Raw genomic sequence first — 26,102 nt, 5'->3', positions numbered from 1 at the left:
TTTTCAAAAACCAACTTGTCACGGGGATTTCTAGCTATCTAGCCGTATATCTTTGTTACAGGTAGCATTTCTGATTGAAAGAATCCGTTGCAAGATGGGGGTAAAAGGCTCGATGCCATTCCTCTCGATTTATTCGATCAACACCGATAAAGAAACGGAAAAGAAAAAGGAAGCCGAAGCTTCCTTTTTAAAACATAACGTCTTACAGCTTAGAGCTGGCAAGTTTTGCAGATGCACTACCTGGGTATTCATCAACCACTTGTTGGTAGTACTTTTTCGCTTGAGCTGCATTGTTATTACGCTCAGCGATTTCACCTAACTTGAGCAAAGCATCGGCTCGCTTATTGGAGTCTTTATAAGACACCACCGCAGCAAAGCTCTTTACAGCATCTTTGTCCTGCTTCTTAGCGAAGTACAATTGGCCTAGCCAATAGTGAGAATTCGCTGAGTATGTGGAGTCAGGATAATCTTTCTGGAACTGCTGGAACGCTGCAATTGCGCCAGTGTAGTCACGTTTCTTGAGAATGAGGTCGACTGCATTTTGGTATGCCGTTTGCTCATCAACATTTGGCGTATACTGACCACCTGTTTTAGCAGGTTTCGCTTCTTGCGCAGGCGCGGATTTGATTTCTCCACGCACACGATCTAGCTCGACAAACAACTCTCGTTGACGTTGCAACATTTGCTTCATTTCGTAGCTATTTCGCTCTAATTGACCACGTAATTCACTGATCTCTTGTGACATTTGGTCAATTTGCTGTTGCATTTGGAGCTGAACGCGATTGCGGTTTTGTAGCAAGCGCTCTAGACGCTCTACTTCCGTTTCAGATGAACGGCTCTTAGAGACGGATGATGTGCTGTTGAGATCGGATACTGGAGCTGGTGCAGCGAACGCAAAGTTCGCTGCACTTGCCAGTAACGTAAGCGCAACAGCGCGCTTAGTGTTACTGAACATGAGGATTACCTCGAATTAGTATACTAAAACCGCGCGACGGTTCTTAGCGTAAACTTCATCTGATTGACCTAGAAGAAGTGGCTTCTCTTCACCGTAGCTAACGATTGAGATTTGGTCAGCTTGAACACCTAGTGCTTGCAGGTAGTTCGCTACTGCTTGTGCACGACGCTCACCAAGAGCGATGTTGTACTCAGGAGTACCACGCTCATCAGCGTGACCTTCGATAGTTACGTTAAGTGCTGGGTTCTTGCTTAGGTAAGAAGCATGAGCTGCAAGCATCTCTTCGTAATCTGCTGCAATTGTTGAGTTATCAAAAGCAAAGTAGATTGTTTGAGTTTCACGTAGCGCTTGCTCTTTTAGCTCTTGCTCTGTTAGCTGACCGCTTTGATCAATTGGCGTAGCTACTGTTGTTTCAACTGCGCCATTGTTGTTTGTTGCTGCACCAGTGTTAGAAGCAGCGTCATCGCTTGAACTACACGCTGTAACAGCCATTACAGGAAGCGCGATTAGTAGCCCTTTTAGAACCTTGTTCAGTTGCATCTTATTTTCCTTTATTAATCAAACTTATTACTACAAAAACGGTGACCATGCAGGCGCTCTAACACGCCCATTTGTTGCCGGTAATCTAGCTTTGAATCGACCATCAATTGACACCATCGATAGTACGTTTTTCTTGTTGTAAATCGAGCTATACACAACCATGCCACCGTTTGGGGCAATACTAGGAGACTCATCAAGCAAGGTCTTAGTTAAGACTTGAAGAGCACCAGTTTCCAAATCTTGTTTCGCCAAGTTAAATCCTGCGTTGCTGCGGTTCACCATTACTAGGAATCGCCCATCAGGAGTAATCTGGCCACCCAAATTTTGGCTGCCTTGCCAAGTCAAACGGTCAATAGAACCGCTGCCCAAATTTACTTGATAAATCTGTGGTTTACCACCCCTATCCGATGTGAAAATCAACGATTTTCCATCTGGATGCCAGAACGGTTCAGTATTATTTGATCTGCCACGCGTAATTTGCGTCAGCTTGCGAGTGTTAAGATCGAACGTGTAAACATGAAGCGAGCCTGTCTTAGAGAGAACAATCGCTAACTTATTGCCATCAGGCGAAAATCTTGGCGCACCATTATGACGTGGGTATGAAGTGATCTTCTCACGCTCACCGGTGTAGATGTTCATGATGAAGATTTCTGCTTGACCATTTTGGAAGCTAACATACGCAAGCTTTTTACCATCTGGCGACCATGCTGGTGACATTAATGGTTGCTTAGAACGTAAAACCAAGCGCTCGTTGTAACCATCGTAATCAGCCACACGAAGTTGGTAAGGGAAACGGTCTTTATCATTCACCACCACGTATGCAATACGGGTCATGAAGGCGCCACGGTCACCCGTTAACTGCTCATACACCAAATCAGAGATGCGGTGAGCGTACTCTCGCATGCGAGGACCTTGAACGGTCGCGACCTTATTGAACAGCACATGATCTTTTGACAGTACTAATTCGCCATCGCTACCAAGCGCTTTACTTTTCCCGCCCGTCAGCTGGCCACGCACAATATCAACAAGTTGGTAGTTGATAACGTAATCACCTTGAGCATTTTGTTTGATTGAGCCAGTCAGCAGAGCATCTACACCTAAATTAGTCCAGGCATCAAAATTGACTTCTGATTCACTGAACGGAGTTTGTGGCATCTTGCTCGTTGGAACGGGGCTGAACTTACCACTGCGTTGCAAATCCGAAGCAATAACAGCAGAAATATCCGTTGGAAGCGCTTGATTGCCCTCCCACTTAAACGGAACAACAGCAATTGGTCGTGCTGAATCAATACCATCGGTAATGACCAACTCTAATGCGGCATTCGCAACATTTGTCATACTGCTAAACAGTACAAACATTCCTAGTAAAAGGCGTCTAATCACGTCTTATTCCTTTTAGTCCAAAGCAACAGTTATGTTGATGTCTTTTAGTCTTTCGTTTACCGCAGCTTCTGAAGATTTAGGGAACGTCCCTACCTGAGCTATCGCTCGCTTCGCCGCTGCACATACTCGAGTATCGCCACTCAAAACGGTAACACCAGAGACCATCATATCAGTTCCTGTCGGAATCAATTTGATGTTTACCCTACACTCCTTTCCCAGCAAGTAGTCATCCTTAATCAACTTTTGCTGAATATTTTGAGTATAGATGGATGACATTCGAGAAAGTTCATCGTCAATAAATTGATTTCGAGCAGCACTATTTTTACTAACCTCATCCTCAAGGCCTGCAAAAATATCATCTAGCGCGGCTTCTTGCGCTTTACGCTCACGCTCGGCACGCTCTGCTGCTTCTCTCGCTTTGCGCTCTCGCTCTGCCGCCTCTTTTGCCGCTTTCTCTTTTGCAATGCGCTCTTGTTCAGCTTTTTCAGCGGCTTCACGCTCACGACGTGCTTTTTGTTCCGCTTCTTTTGCTGCTTTTTCACGAGCTAAACGTTCTTGCTCTGCTTTTGCAATAGCGGCTTCTTTTGCTAAACGCTCCTGCTCAGCTTTACGCACAGCTTCTTCTTTTGCCTTACGCTCTTTTTCTAGCTTAGCAGCTCGCTCTTTTTCTTTGCGAACGCGTTCTTCTTCCTGCTTGCGCTCTTGTTCTTTTTTCTTACGTGCAGCTTCTGCTTCTCGTGCCGCTTGAGCATCTTTCGCTTGCTGTTCTTTCAACTTGCGAATTTGCTCTTCCTCGGCTTTACGATTTTTCTCTAGCTGCTCCGCTTCGCGTCTCAATTTATCAAGACGCTCTTGTTCTTTTTTTGCTGCCTTTTCACGTTGCTGGCGAATTTCTTTCGCTTGTTGCTGCACAAGTTTTGGATCGATGACAACAGCTTGAACCATTTGCCCTGTAGGCTCTGGTTTAGACATGTTGAAGTCCGTCCCCCAAAGCAGGGCTGCAACGAGAATTGCATGCAAACCAACCGATATTGCTATCGGTTTGGCGTATTGGTTGGGTTTCTTCTTGTGATCTTTCATAGATAATTGATGTCTATTCCCTGATATCGGTCATTAGACCTACCTTAGGGATACCAGCTCGACTTAGTTCATCCAGTAATAGGACAACATCGGCATATGGTGTTGCCGCGTCGCCACCTACCGCAACTGGTGAATCTGGCTTAACCTCTCGCTCCGCTTTCACTCGCACAATAACATCTTGCAACGACAAACCTCGCTGAACTTCTTCATCGTTTACGCTTAGGCCTAAATTACCCTCGCTATCAATTTCGATGATGATAAAACTACTGTCAGTTTCGCCAGCAAGGTCTTGCATAGATTCAGCGGTCGATGTTTTCGGAAGATCAACATCGACGCCTTGAGTCACAAATGGAGCGGTCGCCATAAAAATGATCAACAGTACGAGCATTACGTCGATATACGGAACAACGTTGATCTCCGCTGTCATTTTTCGCTTTTTAGGTTGATAACCCGCCATGCTTTATTCCTTATCCGCGCTGTCTCGGCCAGCCATCGCTTGACGATGAAGGATGCTGTGGAATTCTTCAGAAAATGTTGCGTAAGTGTGCTCTAGTTTGCTCACTTTATTGCTTAGGCGGTTGTAGGCCATTACAGCCGGGATAGCCGCAAATAGACCCATCGCTGTCGCGATCAATGCCTCGGCGATACCCGGTGCAACCATAGACAGCGTAGCTTGTTTTACTTCACCCAACGCAATAAAAGCGTGCATGATGCCCCAAACGGTACCAAATAGGCCGATGTAAGGACTGATAGAACCGACTGTCGCTAAGAATGGTAAGCTTGTTTCTAGTTCATCAACTTCACGAGAGACAGCAACGCGCATTGCGCGGCCAGTGCCTTCCATGATGTACGCTGGTGAGTTTGCGTTGCTCTTACGTAGACGAGCAAACTCCGTGAAACCTGCGTAAAAAATTTCTTCTGTGCCTTCAATTTCGTCTTTACGCGCTTTTACTTTTTGGTAAAGCTGAGAAAGATCAGTACCCGACCAGAATTTGTCTTCAAACTGCTCTGCATTCTTTGACGCTTGAGAAAGCACTTTGCTGCGCTTGATGATCATTGCCCATGACACAATTGACATGCCAAGCAACGTCAGCATCACAAGCTTTACCAACAGACTGGCCTGAAGAAAGAGATCTAAAATGGAAATATCAGCAGTCACTATTTGTTAGCTCCGAATTTATAAAGGTTGGAATAGCTATTGGTTTCATTTTCTTATTATCGATACATGCTACCTTAACAGAGGCCTTGCACAATATCTTGCCTTGATCATTGACCAACTCTTGACAGAATTGCAGGGAAGCACGTTTTATTTCTGACACTCGGGTTAATACTGTCAAATGCTCGTCCAGCCTTGCCCCTTGGTTGAAATCAATATCCATGTGTCGGACAACAAAGCCGATATTTTGTTCCAGTAACACATGTTGAGAAATGCCTTTGGCACGTAACATTTCTGTCCGCGCGCGCTCAAAGAATTTTAGATAATTAGAATGATATACAACGCCGCCCGCATCGGTGTCTTCATAATACACGGTGATCGGCCAGCGAAAGAGATTTGATGTGCCTTGCAAGGGAGTCCCAATATATTCAATTCTTTAAAGTAATTACTATAACTGAAGCGACAGCAATTGGTACCGAGCTAAGGGAATATTTTTGAAATTTGTAGAAAAAATAAAAGCTAGGCGAAATACCTAGCTTTTATTCGATGATTTAGTAACCGACTTTATTACAGCGTATTTCAGCCTAAAAGAAATAAAGTGCCGTTAAATAAATTAAGATAGCTAACGAAAAGTAGGGACTAAACAAAGCTTGCCAGTACCAGTTTCTCGGTTTGAAGCCCACACCGTAAACCATGCTTGAGCATACAGACCAAATCAGTGCTGGTGCGATGATTGAGTTAAAACCACCAATTGCTTGATGGTAAGCTTCAGGATCCCACATCACCAATCCTACATGCATAAAGCCAAGGATGAGAGATAAGACTCTTAACAGAGTCTTATCCATCGGAGCGTGAAGTTGCGCTACCTTATCAGCGAGATTACTCACTGTCTTTGTCCATCATTTCTGAGTGCTCTAACCAAAGAGCGTTGATGATACCGAATGCACAAGCAAGTAGTACACCTAGAATCCATGCGAAATACCACATAGTAAATGCTCCTTAGTAAAGTGAGTTTTTGTTGTCTTCAATGTACTGATCATCAAGGCGACCAAACATCTTGTAGTAAGTCCAAGACGTGTAACCAAGGATGATTGGTACCATAACAAACGCAACGCCTGTCATTAGATTCAGAGTCAGTTCAGATGACGTTGCATCCCACATTGTTAAGCTGTGGCTTGGCATTAAGTCTGAAGGCATGATGAATGGGAACATCGCAAAACCTGCAGTAAAGATAACGCCAGCAACACCCAAGCTTGAAGTAATGAACGAAATCGCACATTTTTCAAGACGAGATGCCAATACGGCAAGAAGCGGCATTGCGACACCTAGTACAGGAGCAGCCCATAGTAGTGGGTAGTTTTCAAAATTCTTCATCCACGCACCAGCTTCACGGATTACCTCTTTGTTTAGAGGGTTAGAAGCTGCATTAGTGTCGATACCGCCAACAATGACGTAACCATCAATATTTTGGATCCAGAAACCAGCAGCTACAAACGCTGCAACCGTCAGTAAACCAGCCAACTGAGCAACGTTGCGAGCACGCACATGCACTTCGCCCGTTGTTTTCATTTGTAGCCAAGTCGAACCTTGCATCAAAATCATGAACAAACTAACTAAGCCACACAGCAGTGCAAATGGGTTTAGAAGACCAAAGAATGAGCCATGGTATGTTGGCATCAAGAACTCACTCAATTGGAATGGTACACCCTGTAGTAGGTTGCCAAACGCTACACCAAAGATGATTGGTGGAACAAAACCACTGATTGAGATACAGATATCCCAGGTATTACGCCACTTTGGATCTTCGATTTTAGAGCGGTAGTCTAGGCCCAGAGGACGAAGCCATAGCGCTGCTAGTGTCAAAATCATCGCTAAGTAGAAGCCTGAAAATGACGTTGCATAAACCAAAGGCCAAGCTGCAAACAATGCACCACCAGCAGTGATAAGCCAAACTTGGTTACCATCCCAGTGAGGGGCTATTGAGTTAATCATGACGCGACGTTGCGTGTCGTTTTTACCGATAATAGGTACAAGCGCGCCTACACCCATATCGAAACCGTCTGTTACTGCAAAACCAACTAGTAGAACACCGATTAGTACCCACCAGATGAGTCGCAAGATTTCGTAATCAAACATCTTGTTATCTCCTTACCTTACGCTTCTACTTGGCGACTAACTTTGTCTTCAACAGAGTCAGCATTTTGCTCGAAGTGGTAGCGACCCGTTTTCAGGCTACTTGGGCCTTTACGAGCGAATTTCAACATTAGGTAAACTTCTGCAACCAGGAATACCGTGTATAGCGCCAGAATTGCGAATAGTGAAGTCCAGATTTCGCCAGCAGTTAATGCAGAAGCTGCAACGTGCACTGGTAAAATTTCACCAACAGCCCATGGCTGACGACCGTACTCAGCGACGAACCAACCCGCTTCAATCGCAATCCACGGTAGTGGGATGCTGAATAGTGCAGCTTTAAGAATCCATTGTTTCTGTTCGATCTTCTGACGACACGTTTGAATAAATGCCGCACCGAAAACGAATAGCATGATGAAACCACAAGCAACCATAATACGGAATGACCAGAATAGCGGCCATACTGTTGGGATTGAGTCATCCGCAGCAGCTTGGATTTGCTCTTCTGTCGCATCAACAACATTGTCTGTGTAGCGTTTTAGAAGTAGACCGTAACCTAGGTCACCCTTCACTTCATCAAACGCAGTCATGTTTTCTTCTGACTTGTCACCTGCGCGAAGCTTCTCTAGAAGTTCATACGCGTACATACCGTCACGAATACGATCGACGTGCTCATCACGTAGGTCACGAAGACCTGTTACTTGCTCATCAAAAGAACGTGTCGCGATGATACCCATTACGTAAGGGATCTTGATTGCGTAATCTGTGTGCATGGTTTCTTGGTTAGGAACACCAAACAACGTAAACGCTGCTGGAGCTGGCTCTGTGTGCCATTCTGCTTCAATTGCAGCAAGCTTCACTTTTTGAACTTCACCAAGCTCGTAGCCAGATTCGTCACCAAGAACGATGGTAGATAAGATAGCTGCAATACCGAAAGATGCAGCGATAGCAAATGAACGACGAGCAAACGCAATGTCACGACCTTTTAATAGGTAGTATGAACTGATGCCTAGAATAAACATTGCGCCACAAGTGTAACCAGAAGCAACCGTATGCACGAACTTAACCTGAGCTACTGGGTTTAGTACAACCTCAGAGAAGCTCACCATTTCCATTCGCATAGTTTCGAAGTTGAAGTCCGCGCCTACTGGGTTTTGCATCCAGCCGTTTGCGATAAGAATCCAAAGTGCAGAGAAGTTAGAGCCCAGCGCCACAAGCCAAGTAACCGCTAAGTGTTGACGTTTAGATAGACGATCCCACCCGAAGAAGAATAGACCAACAAAAGTTGACTCCAGGAAGAATGCGACAAGGGCTTCGATCGCTAGCGGCGCACCGAAGATGTCACCTACATAGTGGGAGTAGTAAGACCAGTTCGTACCAAACTGGAATTCCATGGTAAGGCCTGTCGCCACACCAAGTGCAAAGTTAATACCGAATAGCTTACCCCAGAACTTGGTCATGTCCTTATAGATTTGCTTGTTCGTCATTACGTACATCGATTCCATAATGGCCAGAAGGAAGGCCATACCAAGGGTCAATGGTACGAATAGGAAGTGATACATCGCTGTCAGTGCAAACTGCAACCGCGATAGATCAACTACGTCAATCATGGTAACTCCTATGTGTCGGCTGAATGACACTCTCTACATATTGCAATCCATATTCAAGTGTTATTTACACTTGAAAAATGTTGAATTATCACAACTCATTGTTGCAAAAATGTGCTTCATTGGTTAGTTAATTGTTAAGCATCAGCTAATATAGCTAGGGCTAATATTACTTGTAAAAACAGATTGTTTCAAAAGGTTTATAGCCGGAATGCGCTTTGATATACATCAATGTTTATGCGCGGAATTTGCACAAAAATCCATCACATTGATCCAGATCAACCAGTATTAGATACGGATGTTAAGAGAGAGTAATCAGGAGAGAAATTAACCAGTTGTGAGCAAACATAGAGTTAACAATCAATGCTTTTTACTTACTAAACTGGTATGAGAAGAAATTCAAAAAATGTGAGTTTGGTCAACTTTAATGAAGCACTGGGCCGCAAAGGCCCAGCGAGGGAATCTTATTTTTCAATTCCGAAATGCAAATACGCACGATCTGTCGCGATTCTTCCACGTGGAGTGCGTTGTAAATAACCTTGCTGAATAAGATAAGGCTCAAGAACGTCTTCGATAGTATCCTTTTCTTCACCAATCGCTGCCGCCATGTTATCGAGTCCGACCGGACCACCACCAAATTTCTCCATAATTACGAGTAGCAGTTTGCGGTCCATATAATCGAAACCTTCGGCGTCCACATCAAGCATATTCAGCGCTTTGTCGGCAACCTCTGCACAAATGTGACCATTTCCTTTCACTTCCGCATAATCGCGAACACGACGTAGTAGACGGTTAGCAATACGTGGTGTGCCACGTGCACGTCTTGCCACTTCCAAGGCGCCTTCAGGTTCCATTGACAAACCTAAACAATCCGCGCTGCGCTGCACAATATCTTGTAGGTCTTTTATCTTATAAAACTCAAGACGCTGAGTAATACCAAAACGGTCGCGTAATGGTGACGTTAAAGAGCCTGCTCGGGTCGTTGCACCAATCAAAGTAAACGGCGGCAAATCGATCTTAATAGAACGAGCGGCCGGACCTTCACCGATCATAATATCCAGTTGATAATCTTCCATCGCCGGATACAGAACCTCTTCAACCATCGGGCTTAAGCGGTGAATTTCGTCAATAAATAGAACGTCATTTTCTTCTAGGTTGGTTAGTAACGCGGCTAAATCGCCTGCTTTTTCAAGAACTGGCCCTGAAGTAGTACGGATGTTTACTTCCATCTCGTTGGCGACAATATTTGCTAGCGTGGTTTTACCCAAACCCGGAGGGCCAAAAATTAACAGGTGATCAAGAGCTTCACTACGTAACTGAGCAGCTTTGATGAAGATCTCCATTTGGTCACGAACGTGGTCCTGACCTTGGTAATCCGCCAACTTCTTTGGTCGAATAGCACGATCAATGACATCTTCATCACGAAAGGCAGGGTTTTCTGGAGCGATTAAACGATCGGCTTCAATCATCTTTTTACCTTGAAAAATGGTTACCTGAGAGAATAATGCCGCTCGTTTAACAGCAAGTGGCATATTTCTGTATCTCGTCATCCTGTACAGCGACGAAGGAGCGTGATACAGGATCTTCTATCCGAGCACTTTATGGTCAAAATTGTTTCATTAACCGCTCAGCGCGCTGCTATTAGATTCCTAGTCTCGCCAAGGCTCGCTGGAATGACACAAAAAATATCGTTAAGCGATTGGCGTTAACCTTAGAGAATGAGTTATCTTGAACAAATGCTCACTGTGAAACCAGCGTTACACCATTGATTTTAGAGCTTCACGGATCATTTGCTCACTGCTCATGTCCGGTTTAGCGATCTGAGACACCACTTTCGACGCTTGAGTCGGCTTGTAACCCAAAGCTAGAAGCGCGCTAATTGCCTCTTCTTCCGCGTTGTTGGATGTCGCACCAGAATCCGCAGGAGCAGCATCCGTAAACGGTGTAAATAGATCGCCAGCGCCCCACCCTTTCAAGCGGTCTTTCATTTCAACAACCAATCGCTCTGCGGTTTTCTTGCCAACGCCTGGAAGCTTAACCAGCGTAGAAACGTCTTCATGTTCCACACAAGTAACAAATTGCGTTGCTGTCATACCAGAGAGAATACCAAGACCGAGTTTAGGACCAACGCCATTGGCTTTGATCACTTCACGGAAAAGTGCTCGTTCTTTTACTGTGTTGAAACCGTATAGCAATTGTGCATCTTCACGGACGACAAAGTGAGTATAAATAATGGCTTCTTCGCCAACATTTGGCAGCTCGTAAAAACAGCTCATTGGCATCTGGACTTCATAACCAATGCCATTAACTTCAATTAATACTTCAGGTGGTTGTTTTTCAATCAGTGTGCCACGAAGACGTCCAATCACTATAAATACTCTTTGGAAATGAATTTGCGACAGGATAATAAAGAACTGGATAGACATCCAGTTAATTTTATCGGTAGCGCCCTTTTCTGGCACTGGTTGCTTTGCCCGCTAAGGCAACGAGGGTTTTGTTCGTATTGGCATGACAAATCGCCACACCTAAGGCATCGGCTGCATCCGCTTGAGGCTTGGCGGGCAGTTTAAGCATCTGCTGAACCATATGCTGAACTTGCGCTTTGTCCGCGCCACCAGTACCGACTACTGCTTGCTTAATAAGACGCGCGGCGTATTCGTATACCGGCAACTCTGCATTTACAGCAGCAACAATTGCGCTGCCACGAGCCTGGCCAAGCTTTAATGCTGAATCCGCATTTTTAGCCATAAACACTTGTTCAATCGCAAATACGTCCGGTTGAAACTGAGTAATGATTTCCGTGACGCCAGCGTAAATCTGCTTAAGACGGCCCGGAAGTTCTTTTTCTGAAGTACGAATACAGCCACTACCAAGGTATTGCAAATGGCGTCCATTTTGACGAATGACCCCATAACCGGTAATGCGTGAACCTGGGTCAATGCCCAAAATAATTGACATGAATGTTCCTAAAAATGAGGCCGAATGCGACCTCAATTTCTTATTATTACTTTCTAATTTCGGAGCGAATACCGCTCACTGCACATTGAGTTTACTCTAGAGAGGCCGCAACGTCGTCAGAGGTGTCACCGTTGTGATAAACCTCCTGAACATCGTCCAGATCTTCTAAAGCGTCAATCAAACGAAGCAGTTTTGGCGCAGTGTCCACATCCAGTTCTGCTTTCGTTGAAGGGATAAGCGACACTTCGGCGTTCTCCGCCTCAAAACCGGCAGCATCAAGGGCATCTTTTACGAGTCCAAAATCGCTTGGCGCGGTGTAAACATCAATCGAGCCATCTTCTGATGTTTCGATGTCATCAGCGCCACTTTCTAACGCCACTTCCATCACCACATCTTCATCTAAACCTGGGGCGTATGAGATCACGCCTTTCTTGTCGAAAAGATAGTTTACACTACCATCCGTACCCAGATTGCCTCCTGACTTCGAGAACGCATGGCGTACGCCAGATACTGTGCGATTTCGGTTATCCGTCATACATTCGACCATGACCGCAGTGCCACCCGGGCCATAACCTTCATAGATTACGGTTTCCATATTGTCATCGCCTTCACCACCAGCACCTCGGCTGACAGCGCGGTTGACAGTGTCACGCGTCATGTTGTTAGACAACGCTTTATCAATTGCAGCTCGCAAACGTGGGTTATTTTCTGGCTCACCGCCTCCCTCTTTTGCAGCAACAACGATTTCACGGATTAATTTGGTAAAGATTTTGCCGCGCTTCGCATCTTGCGCTGCTTTACGGTGACGAATATTCGCCCATTTACTATGACCTGCCATAATTCACCTTTTAATGTATTTTGACGCTTAATAGCAAACATGAGCTAAAAAGCGTTGCTTGGGAAATTGCTTTGGAAGTTTCTTAGGTTTATTTAAACAAAAACTCCCGCAGTTGCGGGAGTTTTCTTCAAATGTTGTGCGCTTATTCTGCGTCTTTTTCTTTCGCTGCAGTCACTGCGATTGCTAGCTCTTCTAGCGCAGCTGGGTTCGCAATGCTTGGTGCGTCTGTTAGTAGACACGCCGCTGCTGTTGTTTTCGGGAATGCAATAACATCACGGATGTTCTCGGTACCACATAGCAGCATCACTAGACGGTCAAGACCGAATGCAAGACCAGCGTGTGGAGGCGTACCGAATTTCAGTGCATCAAGCAGGAAGCCAAACTTAAGCTGTTGCTCTTCAGGTGTGATGCCTAGAATATCAAATACGGCTTCTTGCATATCTGCGTTGTGGATACGAACAGAACCGCCGCCAACTTCGTAACCATTTAGAACCATATCGTAAGCGTTAGAGTTTGCCGCAGCTGGGTTAGCTTTTAGCTCTTCTGCAGTCACACCTAGAGGCGATGTGAATGGGTGGTGCATCGCGTGTAGGTTGCCTTCGTCATCTTCTTCGAACATTGGGAAGTCAACAACCCATAATGGAGCCCATGCAGATTCGTCAGTTAGCTCTAGATCTTTACCTAGCTTCAGACGCAGTGCGCCCATAGCTTCTGCAACGATACCCGCTTTATCAGCACCAAATAGGATGATATCGCCAGATTCCGCTTGAGTGCGATCTAGGATAGCGTTGATCACGTCTTCGTTTAGGAACTTAGCTACTGGAGATTGGATACCTTCCATGCCTGCAGCACGGTCGTTAACCTTCATCCATGCTAGACCTTTCGCACCGTAGATACCAACGAATTCACCGTAGCCATCAATTTGCTTACGAGTCAAAGATGCACCACCTGGAACGCGAATAACGGCAACGCGACCTTTCTCATCGTTTGCTGGGCCAGAGAATACTTTGAACTCAACGTCTTTCACTAGGTCAGCAACGTCTACTAGCTCTAGTGGGTTACGTAGGTCTGGCTTGTCAGAACCGAAACGGCGAATCGCTTCGCTGAATGGCATTACTGGGAACTGACCTAGGTCTACGTTTAGTAGCTCTTGCCACATATCGCGAACCATGTTTTCCGTCACTTCACGTACTTGGTCAGCCGTCATGAATGACGTTTCGATATCGATCTGAGTGAATTCTGGCTGACGGTCAGCACGCAAGTCTTCATCACGGAAACACTTAACGATTTGGTAGTAACGGTCAAAACCAGACATCATTAGAAGCTGTTTGAATAGCTGTGGAGACTGAGGAAGCGCGTAGAAGCTGCCTTTGTGAACACGGCTAGGTACTAGGTAGTCACGCGCGCCTTCTGGTGTCGCTTTCGTTAGTACTGGTGTTTCGATATCTAGGAAGCCGTTGTCATCTAGGAAACGACGAACAAAGCTAGATGCTTTAGCACGTAGCTTGATGCGGTCACTCATTTCAGGACGACGAAGGTCTAAGTAACGGTACTTCAGACGTTGCTCTTCAGAGTTCTTTTGGTTGAAATCTAGAGGCAAAACGTCACTGCGGTTGATGATTTCAAGACCTGTCGCAAGGATCTCAACTTCACCTGTTGCCATGTCTTTGTTTGCTTGGCTTTCTGGACGAACGCGTACTTCACCCGTTAGTTTGATACAGAATTCATTACGAAGTGTGTTAGCCACTTCATACGCATCCGCCATATCTGGATCAACAACTACCTGAACGATACCTTCGCGATCTCGCATATCAATAAAAATAAGACCGCCTAAATCACGACGACGGTTAACCCAGCCGCAAAGTTCTACAGTTTGTCCTGCAAGGGACTTGTTCAGGTGACCACAGTAATGGGTACGCATAATGAAATTCCCAATCTCTCAAATGTTGTTAACTACGCTCTGTCAGCCTCATTGCCAAGCAGAGTAAAGATTCAGTTATACGCTGAATGTCCACGAAAATCGACTACTCAACATACAATTACGTGTGTTTTATCATTCACTGGTGCTTTTTAGTACAACAAATGTTCAAAAGCGCACCAAAGCGAAAAAATTGGTGGGGATTATAGCGTGAAATTACCTATTTCAGCAAAACTCTCGTAAAGTATTCACACGAGTAGCAAGCAGTAAAGAATAATGGATAACTTACCTCTTCGACTTGGATTGACGATGTGGTCGCACAATCAATGGCAACAAAGCTTTTACGGCAGCGGGACAAAGTCCGCTGAACGTTTAGAAAAGTATGCACAGGTGTTCCATACCGTGGAAGGCAACACGACATTTTATGCCACGCCGACGCTCAACACGGTGCAAAACTGGAGAGCAGCAACCCACGATGATTTTCGCTTTACTTTCAAACTTCCTAAAGCCATCACTCATGAGCAAATGCTAAGAGGTTGCAGCGAACAACTGAGAGACTTCATGAAAATCATGGAGCCGTTGCATGACCGTGTGGGGCAATGGACAATTCAATTGCCAGCCGCTTTTGGTCCTGAGCACCTTGATCGATTGAAAAAGTTCTGTGCGAGCTTTCCACCTAACTTCCCTCTTGGTGTTGAGGTTCGTCATATGGCATTTTTCTCCAAAGGTGAAGAAGAGCGAGCGCTTAACCAATGGTTAGTAGAAAATAACATTGACCGCATTATTATGGATAGCCGCCCTGTCTTTGCCGCTAAGCCAAACAATGAAGCGATCATTGATGCGCAAATGAAAAAACCAAGAGTACCAGTCCACGCCATTGCTACCGCTTCACACCCTTTGATTCGCTTTATTGGTCATCCAGAAGAACAGCAAAATTACGAGTTTTTTACACCATGGCTCAGCAAGTTGCCGCAATGGATTGCAGAAGGTAAACAGCCGTATGTCATGATCCATACTGCGGACAATATAATTGCGCCGGAGTTGGCAGCCAATCTGTATAAAGACATACAAAAGCGTATAACACTTCCTGACTTAGCCTCTTTCCCGGCTAACGATGGCAACTCGCAGTTGCAGATGTTCTAACGCAACACATGACAGAGGCGTGAAATTCCCATAAAATACGCGCCTTTTTTGGTGCCTGACGTTTTCAGGCGGCTTGTATGCAGAGACTTGGTTATGAACCCTAAGAGCAATCCAGATACTATTTTTTCGGCTCCAATCGATAAAATTGGGGATTTCACGTTCGATGAACGCGTAGCGGAAGTATTTCCTGACATGATTCAACGATCGGTGCCGGGTTACAGCAACATTATTTCTGCAATTGGTATGCTGGCAGAACGTTTTGTAAAACCTCACTCAAACATCTACGACCTAGGTTGCTCTTTGGGCGCTGCTACGCTGTCTATGCGTCGTCATATCAAACAAGAAGGCTGTAAGATCATTGCGGTCGACAATTCACCTGCAATGGTTGAGCGTTGCAAATTACATGTAAACGCGTACCGAAGCGATACTCCTGTAGATGTGGTTGAAGCGGATATCCGTAATATCGATATTGAAAACGCATCGGTTGTCGTACTGAACTTTACTCTGCAATTTCTTTCTCCAGACGATCGTTACGCCCTGCTCAAACGAATCTATGCAGGTCTGCGTCCAGGCGGAATTTTGATTTTGTCGGAGAAATTCGTCTTTGAAGATGAAGTGTCGAACGAGCTGTTAATTGACCTTCACCACGATTTTAAACGTGCGAATGGTTATAGCGAACTAGAAATCAGCCAAAAGCGCAGCGCGATAGAAAACGTAATGCGCCCAGATTCAAAGAAAGAGCATAAAGAGCGTTTCGCTAAAATTGGCTTCTCAAGCTACGACGTTTGGTTCCAATGCTTTAACTTCGGATCTATGTTCGCGATTAAGTAAGGTTCGCGATCAAATAGAATTCGCGACCAAGTTGCGTTTGCGGCCTTAGGCAGCAATTCAATTATTTTTTTACACCATCAACTCAGCGATTAACTAACTATGTTTAACTTTGCAAATTTCTACCAATTGATTGCCCAAGACACACGTCTTCAACCTTGGCTGAATGTGTTACCACAACAGTTAACGGACTGGCAAAATGCAGAGCACGGTGACTTTGGTCGCTGGTTGAAAGCACTGAACAAGATTCCAGAAGGCTCACCAGATCAAATTGACATCAAGAACTCGGTAACCATCAGCAACGACACGCCTTTCCACGAAGGTGAGCTGAAAAAGTTAGAAAACTTGCTACGCACATTCCACCCTTGGCGCAAAGGCCCATACACGGTGCACGGTATTCATATCGATACTGAGTGGCGCAGTGATTGGAAATGGGACCGCGTGCTTCCGCATATTTCTCCATTAAAGAACCGCAGCGTACTCGATGTTGGTTGTGGTAACGGCTACCACATGTGGCGCATGCTGGGTGAAGGTGCACGCTTAACCGTCGGTATCGATCCATCTCACCTGTTCCTAATTCAGTTCGAAGCAATTCGTAAACTAATGGGAGATGACCAACGTGCGCACCTACTGCCGTTGGGTATTGAACAACTACCTAAGTTAGAAGCGTTCGACACGGTATTCAGCATGGGCGTGCTTTACCACCGTCGCTCTCCACTGGATCACTTGGTGCAGCTAAAAGATCAATTAGTGTCTGGTGGTGAGCTCGTACTAGAAACACTAGTGATTGAAGGTGATGAGAATTCAGTGTTGGTTCCAACTTCTCGTTACGCACAAATGCGTAATGTCTATTTCTTCCCTTCAGCAAAAGCGCTGAAAGTGTGGTTAGAGTTGGTAGGATTTGAAGATGTGCGCATCGTTGATGAAAACGTCACTTCAGTTGATGAACAGCGTACCACAGATTGGATGACGCATAACTCTCTACCAGACTATCTAGATCCGAACAACCCAAGCAAGACTGTAGAAGGTTACCCTGCCCCTCGCCGCGCGGTTCTTGTCGCTCGCAAACCATAATTCGCTGAGATTCCTGACATTGTCTTAACTCATTTTACGAGTTAAGACATTACCCTCTTTCCTCGTACTGAGCGTGTTTGTTTTTCGAGTCCATTTGTTACATCAAAACATAAGCACGCTCTAAATAAGGATGCGCTTTTATGTCCTTGATTTTTAGCTTTTCATCACTATTCCTCAAACAATAAGTAATAGAGAAACATTCTTACTTGTGAGGCTTTATCGATATGAGCTAAACTCCTAAAAAATAAACAACTTAATCCAATCCCAAGGTTTTCAATGTTATTACGATTGACCCCGATTGTTGCCATCGCCTTACTATCTGGATGCTCACTAACCAAAGGCGAACAGTACCACCAAGAAACGTTAGCGGCTATTCAAACTTCAGAAGCGAATGTCAATAATCGCATTACTAACTTAGAGCTTCAGCTCAGCAACCAATCGGACTATATCGACAGCCTTGAAGAACAAGTCGATAAACTACAGGTTGAACTTCTGACATTTCGCGATGAAGCAATGGCAGAAGTGAAAAAGCCAAAAGAGCCGATTATTGTCCAATCTCCTGCTCCTGTGGAACCAACACCAACTCATGATATTGTCCTTGGCTCAATTGAAAAGGTCACTATCGACTCCATTAAGCAGACTTTTGATGCACGTGTCGACACCGGTGCCGCAACCTCATCTTTAAATGCAGTTGATATTGAAGAGTTCGAAAGAAACGGCAAAAACTGGGTTCGATTCCACCTGGCAGATACCAGTAAATCCGAAGAAGAAAAAAATACTTGGATTGAAGCGCCTGTCATTCGTTACGTAAAAATTCGCCAAGTTACCAGTGAAGAACTAGAACGTCGCGCTGTAGTAGAACTTTGGGTGCGCGTTGGAAAAATTCATGAAAAAGCGCAATTTACGTTGGCAGATCGCTCGCATATGAACCATCCTATTTTACTGGGTAGAGAATTTATGCGCGACATCGCACTTGTCGATGTAAGTCGTACCTATATCCAAACGGACGAAGATAAAAAATAATAAGGTAGATTATGACGTCAAAAATACCGTTTTACCTTTCAATCATCTTATTGGTGATTGCGGGCATTGCTTTGAGTGTTTTCAGACATGAAAACTACGGCGTGCCTTGGACACCAGGCGAAACTCGTCAGGTATGGGATGTAGAGGCACGTATTGAGTTCAATGCTAACGGCAATGAAGTCAAAGCTTCACTCGCAGCACCTCATACACAAAGTGGTTATACGCTTATCGGTGAATCCGCTTCCTCTTCTGGTTATGGCGTTTCCTACATTAATTCTGATTCTGGACGTCGTGCCGAGTGGTCAATTCGTCAGGCCAAAGGTCCTCAAACCATTTACTACAAAGCGCAGTTCTTAGTGGACCCTCAGGCTAAAGTTACGCCTCTACCACCAACGGAAGACATTACGCCACCAACGCTATCAGCGCCACAAGCTGCGGCGGCAAATGCCCTTGTTGAGCGTGCGATGAGTCGTTCTGCCGACAATGTGACCTTTACTCGTGAACTCATCAAAGCGCTTAATGACCCAGACAGTCAAAACTCATCGCTACTACTGAATGACTTCAGCCGTACTGATGCACTACATAATATTTTGCTTACCGCAGGTATACAGAGCAAAACCGTCGGTGTTATCGAACTAGAAGATGGCCGTCGACGCCAAACCATTCAACCAATGGTTCAAGTTTGGTCAGGTAAAGATTGGGTGCTGTTCTCACCAAATTCCGAACAGAAAGCCGTGAAACCAAACTTATTAGTTTGGGATGAGTCGAATGTATCCCTGCTTGATCTTGTTGGTGGTAAAAATAGCCAAGTTCATTTCTCAATGATCAAGCAAGAAATGACTCCACAGCAAGCAACAAACAACAAGATAGAAGCTGATGGGCTGCTGAATATTTCAATTCATAGCTTGCCTCTTGAAGAACAAGCGATGTTTAAGACCATCATGCTGATCCCTATCGGTGCCCTTATCGTGGTGTTCTTGCGTGTGATTATCGGTCTAAAAACATCCGGTACTTTCATGCCAGTACTGATTGCTGTTGCGTTTGTTCAAACCCAGCTATTAACGGGTATTGTCGGTTTCTTACTGATCGTTGGCACAGGCTTGATTATTCGAAGTTACTTATCGAGGTTGAACTTACTGCTTGTAGCACGGATATCAGCGGTCATTATTACCGTTATTATGATCATTTCGGTGTTCACAGTAGTCGCATTTAAGATGGGCTTAACGGAAGGCTTAACAATTACGTTCTTCCCTATGATCATCTTGTCATGGACAATTGAACGTATGTCTATCCTATGGGAAGAAGAAGGTGCGAAAGAAGTCGCTCTGCAAGGTGGGGGCTCACTGCTCACCGCAGTATTGGTTTACTTAGCGATGACGAACTCATACATTCAGCACCTAACCTTTAACTTCATTGGTCTACAGTTGATTGTTCTGGCCGGTATTCTATTACTAGGTACTTACACAGGTTACCGTCTAACTGAGTTACGTCGTTTCAAACCACTAGCGGAGGACTAAACGATGTTAGAAAGTTTTACTTCGCCAGCTAAGCTTCGCCATAAAGGCATTATGGGGATGAACAAACGTAACCACAGTTATATCGGCCGTTACAATGATCGTTCTAAATACCCATTAGTTGATGACAAGCTCAAGACTAAAATTATTGCGCAGGCAGCAGGGGCGACCGTCCCTGCCCTGATCGGTGTTATTCATAACCAAGCAGAAGTAAAGACCATCCATAAGATGGTGCAAGATTGGCCTGGTTTTGTTATCAAGCCCGCTCAAGGTAGTGGTGGTAAGGGTATTTTGGTTATTACCTCGCATAAAGATGGGGTCTATACCAAACCTTCCGGCTCTACAATTGGTAAGGATGAAGTTGAACGTCATATCAGTAATGCGCTTGCTGGCCTTTTCTCTCTTGGTGGTAAAAACGACGTCGCAGTCGTTGAGAACCTGATTAAGTTTGATGATTGTTTCGATGGCTTCAGTTATGAAGGTGTGCCTGATGTTCGAATCATCGTATTTAAAGGCTACCCTGTTATGGCAATGATGCGCTGTTCTACGGCGGCGTCGGACGGTAAAGCAAACCTACACCAAGGCGCTGTGGGCGTGGGCATTGATATCGCCACAGGTAAAGCAATCCGAGCGGTGCAATTCGACCATCCAGTCACCCACCATCCGGATACAGGCAAAGACCTTTCTACCCTCCAAGTCCCGCACTGGGAGCGCTTGCTTGAGCTTGCGTCTAGTGCGTGGGAGATGACAGGGTTGGGGTACATGGGCACTGATATGGTGTTAGATAAAGAAGAAGGACCTATGGTTTTAGAGCTCAACGCTCGTCCTGGCTTAGCAATCCAAATCGCTAATGGTGCGGGCTTGCTTCCTCGTTTGAAACACATAGAGAGCCTCGGCACACCTGCCGAGTATCCAAAGCCGATTGAACGTGTCGCCTACGCAGCAGAGCAGTTTGGGGTAAAACCACAGTTCTAATCGCCAATCACAATATCATTCGCCAGTAATTGTTCGGATTGCTGGCGTTTTTGTTTCCGTTTCCAAAACCGTCTACCTACTCATCTTATTAAACAAACTCACCTCACCTATAACTTGAATCAATGATCGAGCTAACAGAATCAACATAGATCGTTTCTTTTCTCCTTTAACTTTTGAGTATGATGAGGTCTCCCCTTACTCAACTTGAGAGGTTGAGAAATGCTAACAAAAGAAACAGATAACGATGAACCAGAGCTTGAAGAACAAGAGAGCTTAGACCAGCATTTACAACGCTTGTCTGAGCTTTCTGTCCAAGCACTTGAAGAGCTTGCTGAAATGATCGATATCAGAGACGATATTTCAGAGGAATAAAACTTAGCCTCCCCGCTAAGTTCTATTAATAAGCCGAGACTGTCGTCCTACAGTCTCGGCTTATTTTATACGCTTTGAAGCCTCCCGCTAACAAATACAAAAACGCCCGCGTTCATTGCGGGCGTTTTGCTAGATTCGGAGTTTACGATTCAAACTCTTCGATCATCTCTTGCGCTTCAGTCTTAGGCTTATCCGTTTGACCAAAACCACGTAGACCAACTACGTGTACGTGCTCATGGTCTTTAAACACCTTACGCACCAACTTGTAGGTAGTCCCTTTCTCTGGGCTGATGTTTTCTGGTGCCGCGATAAGAAGTTGCATATCCAGACGGTCACACAATTCGAACAATGTCGCGATCGATTTCGCATCCAGACGCGCTGCTTCATCCAAGAAGAGTAAACGACAAGGCACAATGTCTTTGCTGCGTAGACGACGAGACTCTTCTTCCCAGCTTTGCACGACCATCAATAGAATTGACTGACCGGTACCGATCGCTTCACCTGTTGATAGTGCGCCAGACTCAGCCTGTAGCCAGCCATCTGTACCACGGTTCACTTCTACACTTAGCTCTAGGTAGTTACGGTAATCCAGTAGCTCTTCACCCAGAACCTGAGGAGAACGTTGACCCATATCGATATGTGGGTTCACACGTTGGAACAGTTTCGCCATTGCTTCAGAGAAGGTAAAGCGAGTCGATTCGAACAGATCTTTATGCTGCTCTTGTTGTGTCGCTAGACCGTTCAGTAGCACTTCGTGACTTTCGCGAATTTTCACGTTTAGACGTACGCCCTTGACCTGACCGAACGAGATGTTCGACAAGCCTTGATTCAGCATACGAATACGGTTTTGCTCACGCTGAATCGTCTTCTTGATGATGCTCGCTACCGACTCAGAGCTGATCGCTAGGCGGTTTTCACGTTGCGTTAGCTCTTCCGTTAGACGCGCCAGTTCCACTTCCATCTCTTCGATTGCTTCAACTGGGTCATCAGTACGGATGATATCCTGACGAATACGCTCACGAAGGTGTTGGTATACCGCAATGTAGAACAGAACTTTACGCTCTGGGCGAGCGTTGTCTTCAGACAAACGGAGTGCATCACGCAAGTCATCATTGTTTGCAACAGCAAGACGCAGCGCACCCAATGATTTATCCGACATGGAACGCAATTCATCTGCCGACATATACGCCAGTTCACGTTTGTGTAGACGACGCTCAACATCGTTTTCACGCGCTAAGCGAAGTACTGAACACCAACCCGCTTTCGCTGCAACGACAAATTTGCGCAGCTCTGCGTATTCTTTCTGCACTTTCTTCAGACGTTTCGCTAAGCCTTTCATCTCAAGCTCGGTCGACGTTATCGTGCGCTCGTATTCACTCTTACGACTACGTGAAGTATGTAAGCGTTCGTGCAGCTCGTCACGACGGCGCATTGCACGCTCTTCCGCACCTTCGTCGGCATTTACGCCATACTCTTGCAGCTCTTGTTTGAACTCTTGTACGGTTTCTTGCTTAGCTTGATGCGAACTCTTCAAAGACGCCAATACTTGGTTGTATTGGTTCATTTGTCCTTGTGCTTGCTTCAACTCTTCACGAGAACGAGTACGAGTCTGTTCAGCTTGAACCAACTTCGCTTTGAGCTGCTCACTCAGTTCGCTACTTTTGTTCAGAAGATCAACCGAGTCTGAGTAAGCGAAGTAGTGACGACGTTCAACCAGATCCGAGAGTGCAAAGATTTGCTTCTTAAGATCTTGTAACTGTTCATCTGCCGCTTTGTATTCTGCTTCTAGTGCATCAAATTGCTCTGGGTCAGCATCAAGCGCAGACGCAATATTCTCTAGTTGCGCGACGGCTTTTGCATGGTTGTTTAAGAAGTTTTTCGCCTCTGCAAGCTGAGCGATTTTCTCTTCTAGCTCATCAAAACGCGCTTGCAATGATTCATCTTCAACAAGCACCATGTGTGATGATAACTTGTCCAGAGAAGACAGTGCTTGCTTACTAGTTTGAAGCTGAGAGCGTTGCTGCTGCTCTTTTGCATCCAGATCCGCCAGCACGCGAGCGATTTGGTTACGCTGATCACGAATGGTTGCGAGTGCTTGTTCTGGATCGGCGTCAAAAGCAACTTGAATATGGTTAGACACAAATTGGTTAAATGCTTGGTACAAACGCTGCATTTTCTGAGAATCAAACGCCGCTTTTGCGTGTTTCTCTACCACTTCTTCTCGTTCGTTACGCAGCAACTCAAGACGCTGCTCACGTGCTGCACGACCAAACAATGGGATCTCAGGCAAGCGAGAGTAACGCATTTGGCGGTCGTTCATGCGAACACAAACCGCGCCTTCTAGCTCTTCTGCATCGAACGAGCTGTCATCAAAGGCATCGATGTCACCTTCAATGATGTACAAGTCTTCTGGACAGTCGTCTAGCTCTACCAGTTTCTCTTCGATACCTGACAGGTCAGAAACAACGATAGCGTGACGAGCCGGACCGTACATCGCACTGAAGTAAGGCGCGTCATCAATCGTGATGTCATCGTAGATCTCAGACAGTAATACACCGCCTAAAGTATCAGCCAAACCTTTCAGGCGAGGGTCGTTTGAACCACCAGGAGAAGCAAGACGTTCAATCTCAGCGTCTAGCTGGCTACGGCGCTCAACAAGCTTATCTTTAGCTAAGGACAGCGCCCTTTCTTGCTCAAGAACAACCTGCATGTGGTTCATTACCGCATGACGATCTTCAAGGTCTGTCCCGCTCTGCTCACGTAATTTCTCTAGTGCATCGTTCGCCGCAATCCAAGCTGGCGCTATCGCTTCAAGCTTACTGATTTCTGCCGTCGCGTTTTGCTCTAGACGGCGCTGTTCACCACGCTGATCACGAACTTCTTCTTGAGCTATCTCTAGTGATTCGATTTGCATCGCATGACGTTCACGTTCTTGTTCAAACGTAACTTCATCGGTTAGCTCGACGTGATATTGCTTTTTGTATTCAGCAACCAGTTCACGCGCTTGACGTTGCTGATTGAGGCTACGCTCAAGATCGCGATGCTGCGCTCGCCATTGCTGTTCGTTTTGTGCAATTTGCTGTGATTCTCGAGCTTTAGCGATTGCCAATTTTGCGCGCTTAGAGGCTTCTTTGCGCTCAACAGGGCCAACGATGCTCTGTACAAGCTTCAATGCAGTATCAAACTGCTCTGCCGCAGCTGATGACATATCGAGCTTATGTTTCACAGACAACAACGTATTGGTATTTTCTGTCTCTTTGTTCTTCAGCTCCGCCACTAACGCTTGTGCGGATTCTGCCGTTAGGCTGTCATCGCCAAGTAGCTGCTTCGCTTTCTCCAGCGCTTGAACGGCTTGTTGGTATTGAAGCGCGCGAGTTTGCTGAACGTCAAGAGCTTGCTGGTAATCAGCAAGTTGCGTCTTAAGGCTGTCCACCTCTTCTTCTGCAACGGTCGCTTGCTCTTCAGCCATCATCACGCGTTCTTGCGCTTCTTCCACTACCATCATTTGTTCTTCAAGACGCTCGCTCAGCTCTTCAAGATCTTCTTGGTAGCGTTCGATCTTCTCTTGCTGACGCAGCGCGTTTTGCACCAGTTGCAAGTGATCCGAAGCCGCTTGGTAGTCTTGCTCTAAAGAAGATTCTGATTCGATCAGCAGTTCCAGCTCTTCTTGAACGCGGTTAAGCAGGTTGTTTTGCTCAATCAAGGTCTCGCGAGAACCAAATAACTCTGAACGCAAAGACAGTGTCTGTTCTAGTTTTTTACGACGCTCGTTGGCATGGCGCATATAGTCCGCTGCCACGTAGTTGGTCGACTCTGTAATCAAGTGTTTGAACAAGTCACGGTCTGCTTGCGTAGTTTTGATCGCTTCTAGCGTCATGCGGTTTTCACGCAGCGCCGATTCCATATCTTGGAACGCTTTCTTCACGCCGCCGTTTTGTGGCAGAAGGTAGTCACGTAGCGAGCGCGTAATCGCACTTGAAATACCACCGTAAAGCGATGCTTCGATCAAGCGGTAGAATTTAGAGCGGTCACCAGAGTTACGCAATTTCTTCGGAATTACACCGAATTCAAACATTTGTGCGTGGTAATCAACAATAGAAGAGAAGGCTTTGAATTGAACACCTTCAAATTCCGCGATCGATTCTTTTACTTCGTTGATTTGACGTACACGAGCTTGAGTCGCAGATACGCTTTCAACCAAAATATCCGTTGGTTTCACATGGCTTGGAAGGCCTTGAATAACAAACGGTTTGATGTCTACTTTCTTATCACGACCCGCTACTTGCTGCAGTTTTACGGCAAAAAGTAGGCGTTGGTTACGTGAGTTCACCACGTCCAGTGCTGCATAACACGCCCCCGGTTGTAGCTTACCGTATAGACCTTTATCGCGAGACGATTGGCTGCTGCCCGCTTCGGTTGTGTTACGGAAGTGCAGTAGCGTTTGGTCAGGAATCAATGCGGTGATGAACGCCGCCATTGTGGTTGATTTACCTGCACCGTTACCACCTGATAGCGTGGTGACCAGACCATCGATGTCAAACGTACGGGCAAAGAAGCCGTTCCAGTTGACCATGGTCAGCGATTGGTATTTACCGCGTTCAATCATGC

Annotated in this window: 24 protein-coding genes; 7 read left to right on the top strand and 17 right to left on the bottom strand. The window is 45.6% G+C overall.

All coding sequences use genetic code 11. The features are described 5' to 3' along the window. Positions 1–202: 202 nt before the first annotated feature. From ybgF to aspS, 16 genes are all read right to left on the bottom strand, one after another. Positions 203–955, bottom strand: a complete 753-nt coding sequence (gene ybgF / locus NDJ01_RS11180; protein ID WP_006742904.1) for a tol-pal system protein YbgF — start codon at positions 953–955, stop codon at positions 203–205. Between the two features lie 15 nt (positions 956–970). Beyond that, positions 971–1,495, bottom strand: coding sequence for a peptidoglycan-associated lipoprotein Pal (pal, locus tag NDJ01_RS11175; RefSeq protein ID WP_005378293.1), 525 nt, complete (start codon positions 1,493–1,495; stop codon positions 971–973). 30 nt (positions 1,496–1,525) lie between these two features. Further along, positions 1,526–2,878 (bottom strand): Tol-Pal system beta propeller repeat protein TolB, encoded by a 1,353-nt coding sequence (gene tolB, locus NDJ01_RS11170; RefSeq protein WP_109168515.1) that lies wholly within the window; start codon positions 2,876–2,878, stop codon positions 1,526–1,528. A 12-nt stretch (positions 2,879–2,890) separates the two neighbouring features. Beyond that, positions 2,891–3,958, bottom strand: coding sequence for a cell envelope integrity protein TolA (gene tolA, locus NDJ01_RS11165; RefSeq protein ID WP_203342255.1), 1,068 nt, complete (start codon positions 3,956–3,958; stop codon positions 2,891–2,893). 13 nt (positions 3,959–3,971) lie between these two features. Continuing rightward, a complete protein-coding gene (locus NDJ01_RS11160) occupies positions 3,972–4,415 on the bottom strand; it encodes an ExbD/TolR family protein (RefSeq protein ID WP_005378298.1) in 444 nt (147 codons plus the stop codon). 3 nt (positions 4,416–4,418) lie between these two features. Then, positions 4,419–5,117: a protein TolQ gene (tolQ, locus tag NDJ01_RS11155; RefSeq protein ID WP_005378301.1), complete on the bottom strand. Its 699-nt coding sequence runs from the start codon at positions 5,115–5,117 to the stop codon at positions 4,419–4,421. After that, positions 5,107–5,526, bottom strand: a complete 420-nt coding sequence (gene ybgC, locus NDJ01_RS11150) for a tol-pal system-associated acyl-CoA thioesterase (protein ID WP_012841975.1) — start codon at positions 5,524–5,526, stop codon at positions 5,107–5,109. Before ybgC ends, tolQ begins: the two co-directional genes overlap by 11 nt. Positions 5,527–5,698: 172 nt before the next feature. Beyond that, a complete protein-coding gene (gene ybgE, locus NDJ01_RS11145; protein ID WP_041852976.1) occupies positions 5,699–6,001 on the bottom strand; it encodes a cyd operon protein YbgE in 303 nt (100 codons plus the stop codon). Then, positions 5,994–6,101: a cytochrome bd-I oxidase subunit CydX gene (cydX, locus tag NDJ01_RS11140; RefSeq protein ID WP_000270284.1), complete on the bottom strand. Its 108-nt coding sequence runs from the start codon at positions 6,099–6,101 to the stop codon at positions 5,994–5,996. The genes ybgE and cydX overlap by 8 nt, the downstream gene beginning before the upstream one ends. 12 nt (positions 6,102–6,113) lie before the next feature. Beyond that, positions 6,114–7,250: a cytochrome d ubiquinol oxidase subunit II gene (gene cydB, locus NDJ01_RS11135; protein ID WP_006742909.1), complete on the bottom strand. Its 1,137-nt coding sequence runs from the start codon at positions 7,248–7,250 to the stop codon at positions 6,114–6,116. A gap of 17 nt (positions 7,251–7,267) precedes the next feature. After that, entirely contained in the window at positions 7,268–8,854 is a 1,587-nt protein-coding gene (cydA, locus tag NDJ01_RS11130) for a cytochrome ubiquinol oxidase subunit I (protein ID WP_012841977.1), read from the bottom strand. Positions 8,855–9,315: 461 nt separating this feature from the next. Further along, the gene (gene ruvB, locus NDJ01_RS11125; protein WP_258586872.1) at positions 9,316–10,320 is read right to left on the bottom strand and encodes a Holliday junction branch migration DNA helicase RuvB; all 1,005 of its coding nucleotides are present in this window, start codon (positions 10,318–10,320) and stop codon (positions 9,316–9,318) included. A 288-nt stretch (positions 10,321–10,608) separates the two neighbouring features. Then, positions 10,609–11,220 carry a Holliday junction branch migration protein RuvA gene (gene ruvA / locus NDJ01_RS11120; RefSeq protein ID WP_012841979.1) on the bottom strand — a complete coding sequence of 204 codons (612 nt, stop codon included), beginning with the start codon at positions 11,218–11,220 and terminating at the stop codon, positions 10,609–10,611. Between the two features lie 67 nt (positions 11,221–11,287). Continuing rightward, on the bottom strand, positions 11,288–11,809 hold the full coding sequence (gene ruvC, locus NDJ01_RS11115; protein ID WP_012841980.1) for a crossover junction endodeoxyribonuclease RuvC: 522 nt from the start codon (positions 11,807–11,809) through the stop codon (positions 11,288–11,290). 91 nt (positions 11,810–11,900) lie between these two features. Further along, positions 11,901–12,647 carry a YebC/PmpR family DNA-binding transcriptional regulator gene (locus NDJ01_RS11110; RefSeq protein ID WP_258586701.1) on the bottom strand — a complete coding sequence of 249 codons (747 nt, stop codon included), beginning with the start codon at positions 12,645–12,647 and terminating at the stop codon, positions 11,901–11,903. A 142-nt stretch (positions 12,648–12,789) separates the two neighbouring features. Beyond that, entirely contained in the window at positions 12,790–14,568 is a 1,779-nt protein-coding gene (gene aspS / locus NDJ01_RS11105; RefSeq protein WP_046874741.1) for an aspartate--tRNA ligase, read from the bottom strand. A 273-nt stretch (positions 14,569–14,841) separates the two neighbouring features. Here aspS and NDJ01_RS11100 point away from each other — a divergent pair, with 273 nt between their 5' ends. The 7 genes from NDJ01_RS11100 (at position 14,842) to NDJ01_RS11070 (ending at position 21,494) form a co-directional block, all read left to right on the top strand. Beyond that, positions 14,842–15,708 (top strand): DUF72 domain-containing protein, encoded by an 867-nt coding sequence (locus tag NDJ01_RS11100; RefSeq protein ID WP_258586700.1) that lies wholly within the window; start codon positions 14,842–14,844, stop codon positions 15,706–15,708. A gap of 93 nt (positions 15,709–15,801) precedes the next feature. After that, the gene (gene cmoA, locus NDJ01_RS11095) at positions 15,802–16,539 is read left to right on the top strand and encodes a carboxy-S-adenosyl-L-methionine synthase CmoA (RefSeq protein ID WP_109168519.1); all 738 of its coding nucleotides are present in this window, start codon (positions 15,802–15,804) and stop codon (positions 16,537–16,539) included. Positions 16,540–16,638: 99 nt separating this feature from the next. Further along, positions 16,639–17,610 carry a tRNA 5-methoxyuridine(34)/uridine 5-oxyacetic acid(34) synthase CmoB gene (gene cmoB / locus NDJ01_RS11090; RefSeq protein WP_258586699.1) on the top strand — a complete coding sequence of 324 codons (972 nt, stop codon included), beginning with the start codon at positions 16,639–16,641 and terminating at the stop codon, positions 17,608–17,610. A 276-nt stretch (positions 17,611–17,886) separates the two neighbouring features. Then, complete coding sequence (locus tag NDJ01_RS11085; RefSeq protein ID WP_012841986.1) at positions 17,887–18,633, top strand: ATP-dependent zinc protease; 747 nt, start codon at positions 17,887–17,889, stop codon at positions 18,631–18,633. Between the two features lie 11 nt (positions 18,634–18,644). Continuing rightward, positions 18,645–20,150: an inactive transglutaminase family protein gene (locus tag NDJ01_RS11080; protein WP_005390741.1), complete on the top strand. Its 1,506-nt coding sequence runs from the start codon at positions 18,645–18,647 to the stop codon at positions 20,148–20,150. Positions 20,151–20,153: 3 nt separating this feature from the next. Then, complete coding sequence (locus NDJ01_RS11075) at positions 20,154–21,122, top strand: alpha-L-glutamate ligase-like protein (protein WP_161446152.1); 969 nt, start codon at positions 20,154–20,156, stop codon at positions 21,120–21,122. A 219-nt stretch (positions 21,123–21,341) separates the two neighbouring features. Beyond that, complete coding sequence (locus NDJ01_RS11070) at positions 21,342–21,494, top strand: hypothetical protein (RefSeq protein ID WP_005390736.1); 153 nt, start codon at positions 21,342–21,344, stop codon at positions 21,492–21,494. Between the two features lie 142 nt (positions 21,495–21,636). Here NDJ01_RS11070 and mukB read toward each other — a convergent pair whose 3' ends face one another. Next, on the bottom strand, positions 21,637–26,100 hold the full coding sequence (gene mukB / locus NDJ01_RS11065) for a chromosome partition protein MukB (RefSeq protein ID WP_258586871.1): 4,464 nt from the start codon (positions 26,098–26,100) through the stop codon (positions 21,637–21,639). Positions 26,101–26,102: the final 2 nt, after the last annotated feature.

It is taken from the genome of Vibrio sp. HS-50-1 (assembly GCF_024747315.1).
GTDB classification, from domain to species: domain Bacteria; phylum Pseudomonadota; class Gammaproteobacteria; order Enterobacterales; family Vibrionaceae; genus Vibrio; species Vibrio diabolicus.
This window is presented reverse-complemented; position numbering and strand designations above follow the sequence as displayed.

Coding starts and splice junctions, on each gene's coding strand:
- ybgF (WP_006742904.1), bottom strand. CDS start 955: ATGTTCAGTAACACTAAGCGCGCTGTTGCGCTTACGTTACTGGCAAGT.
- pal (WP_005378293.1), bottom strand. CDS start 1,495: ATGCAACTGAACAAGGTTCTAAAAGGGCTACTAATCGCGCTTCCTGTA.
- tolA (WP_203342255.1), bottom strand. CDS start 3,958: ATGAAAGATCACAAGAAGAAACCCAACCAATACGCCAAACCGATAGCA.
- NDJ01_RS11160 (WP_005378298.1), bottom strand. CDS start 4,415: ATGGCGGGTTATCAACCTAAAAAGCGAAAAATGACAGCGGAGATCAAC.
- cydX (WP_000270284.1), bottom strand. CDS start 6,101: ATGTGGTATTTCGCATGGATTCTAGGTGTACTACTTGCTTGTGCATTC.
- cydB (WP_006742909.1), bottom strand. CDS start 7,250: ATGTTTGATTACGAAATCTTGCGACTCATCTGGTGGGTACTAATCGGT.
- cydA (WP_012841977.1), bottom strand. CDS start 8,854: ATGATTGACGTAGTTGATCTATCGCGGTTGCAGTTTGCACTGACAGCG.
- ruvB (WP_258586872.1), bottom strand. CDS start 10,320: ATGATTGAAGCCGATCGTTTAATCGCTCCAGAAAACCCTGCCTTTCGT.
- ruvC (WP_012841980.1), bottom strand. CDS start 11,809: ATGTCAATTATTTTGGGCATTGACCCAGGTTCACGCATTACCGGTTAT.
- NDJ01_RS11110 (WP_258586701.1), bottom strand. CDS start 12,647: ATGGCAGGTCATAGTAAATGGGCGAATATTCGTCACCGTAAAGCAGCG.
- aspS (WP_046874741.1), bottom strand. CDS start 14,568: ATGCGTACCCATTACTGTGGTCACCTGAACAAGTCCCTTGCAGGACAA.
- NDJ01_RS11100 (WP_258586700.1), top strand. CDS start 14,842: ATGGATAACTTACCTCTTCGACTTGGATTGACGATGTGGTCGCACAAT.
- cmoA (WP_109168519.1), top strand. CDS start 15,802: ATGAACCCTAAGAGCAATCCAGATACTATTTTTTCGGCTCCAATCGAT.
- cmoB (WP_258586699.1), top strand. CDS start 16,639: ATGTTTAACTTTGCAAATTTCTACCAATTGATTGCCCAAGACACACGT.
- NDJ01_RS11085 (WP_012841986.1), top strand. CDS start 17,887: ATGTTATTACGATTGACCCCGATTGTTGCCATCGCCTTACTATCTGGA.
- NDJ01_RS11080 (WP_005390741.1), top strand. CDS start 18,645: ATGACGTCAAAAATACCGTTTTACCTTTCAATCATCTTATTGGTGATT.
- NDJ01_RS11075 (WP_161446152.1), top strand. CDS start 20,154: ATGTTAGAAAGTTTTACTTCGCCAGCTAAGCTTCGCCATAAAGGCATT.
- NDJ01_RS11070 (WP_005390736.1), top strand. CDS start 21,342: ATGCTAACAAAAGAAACAGATAACGATGAACCAGAGCTTGAAGAACAA.
- mukB (WP_258586871.1), bottom strand. CDS start 26,100: ATGATTGAACGCGGTAAATACCAATCGCTGACCATGGTCAACTGGAAC.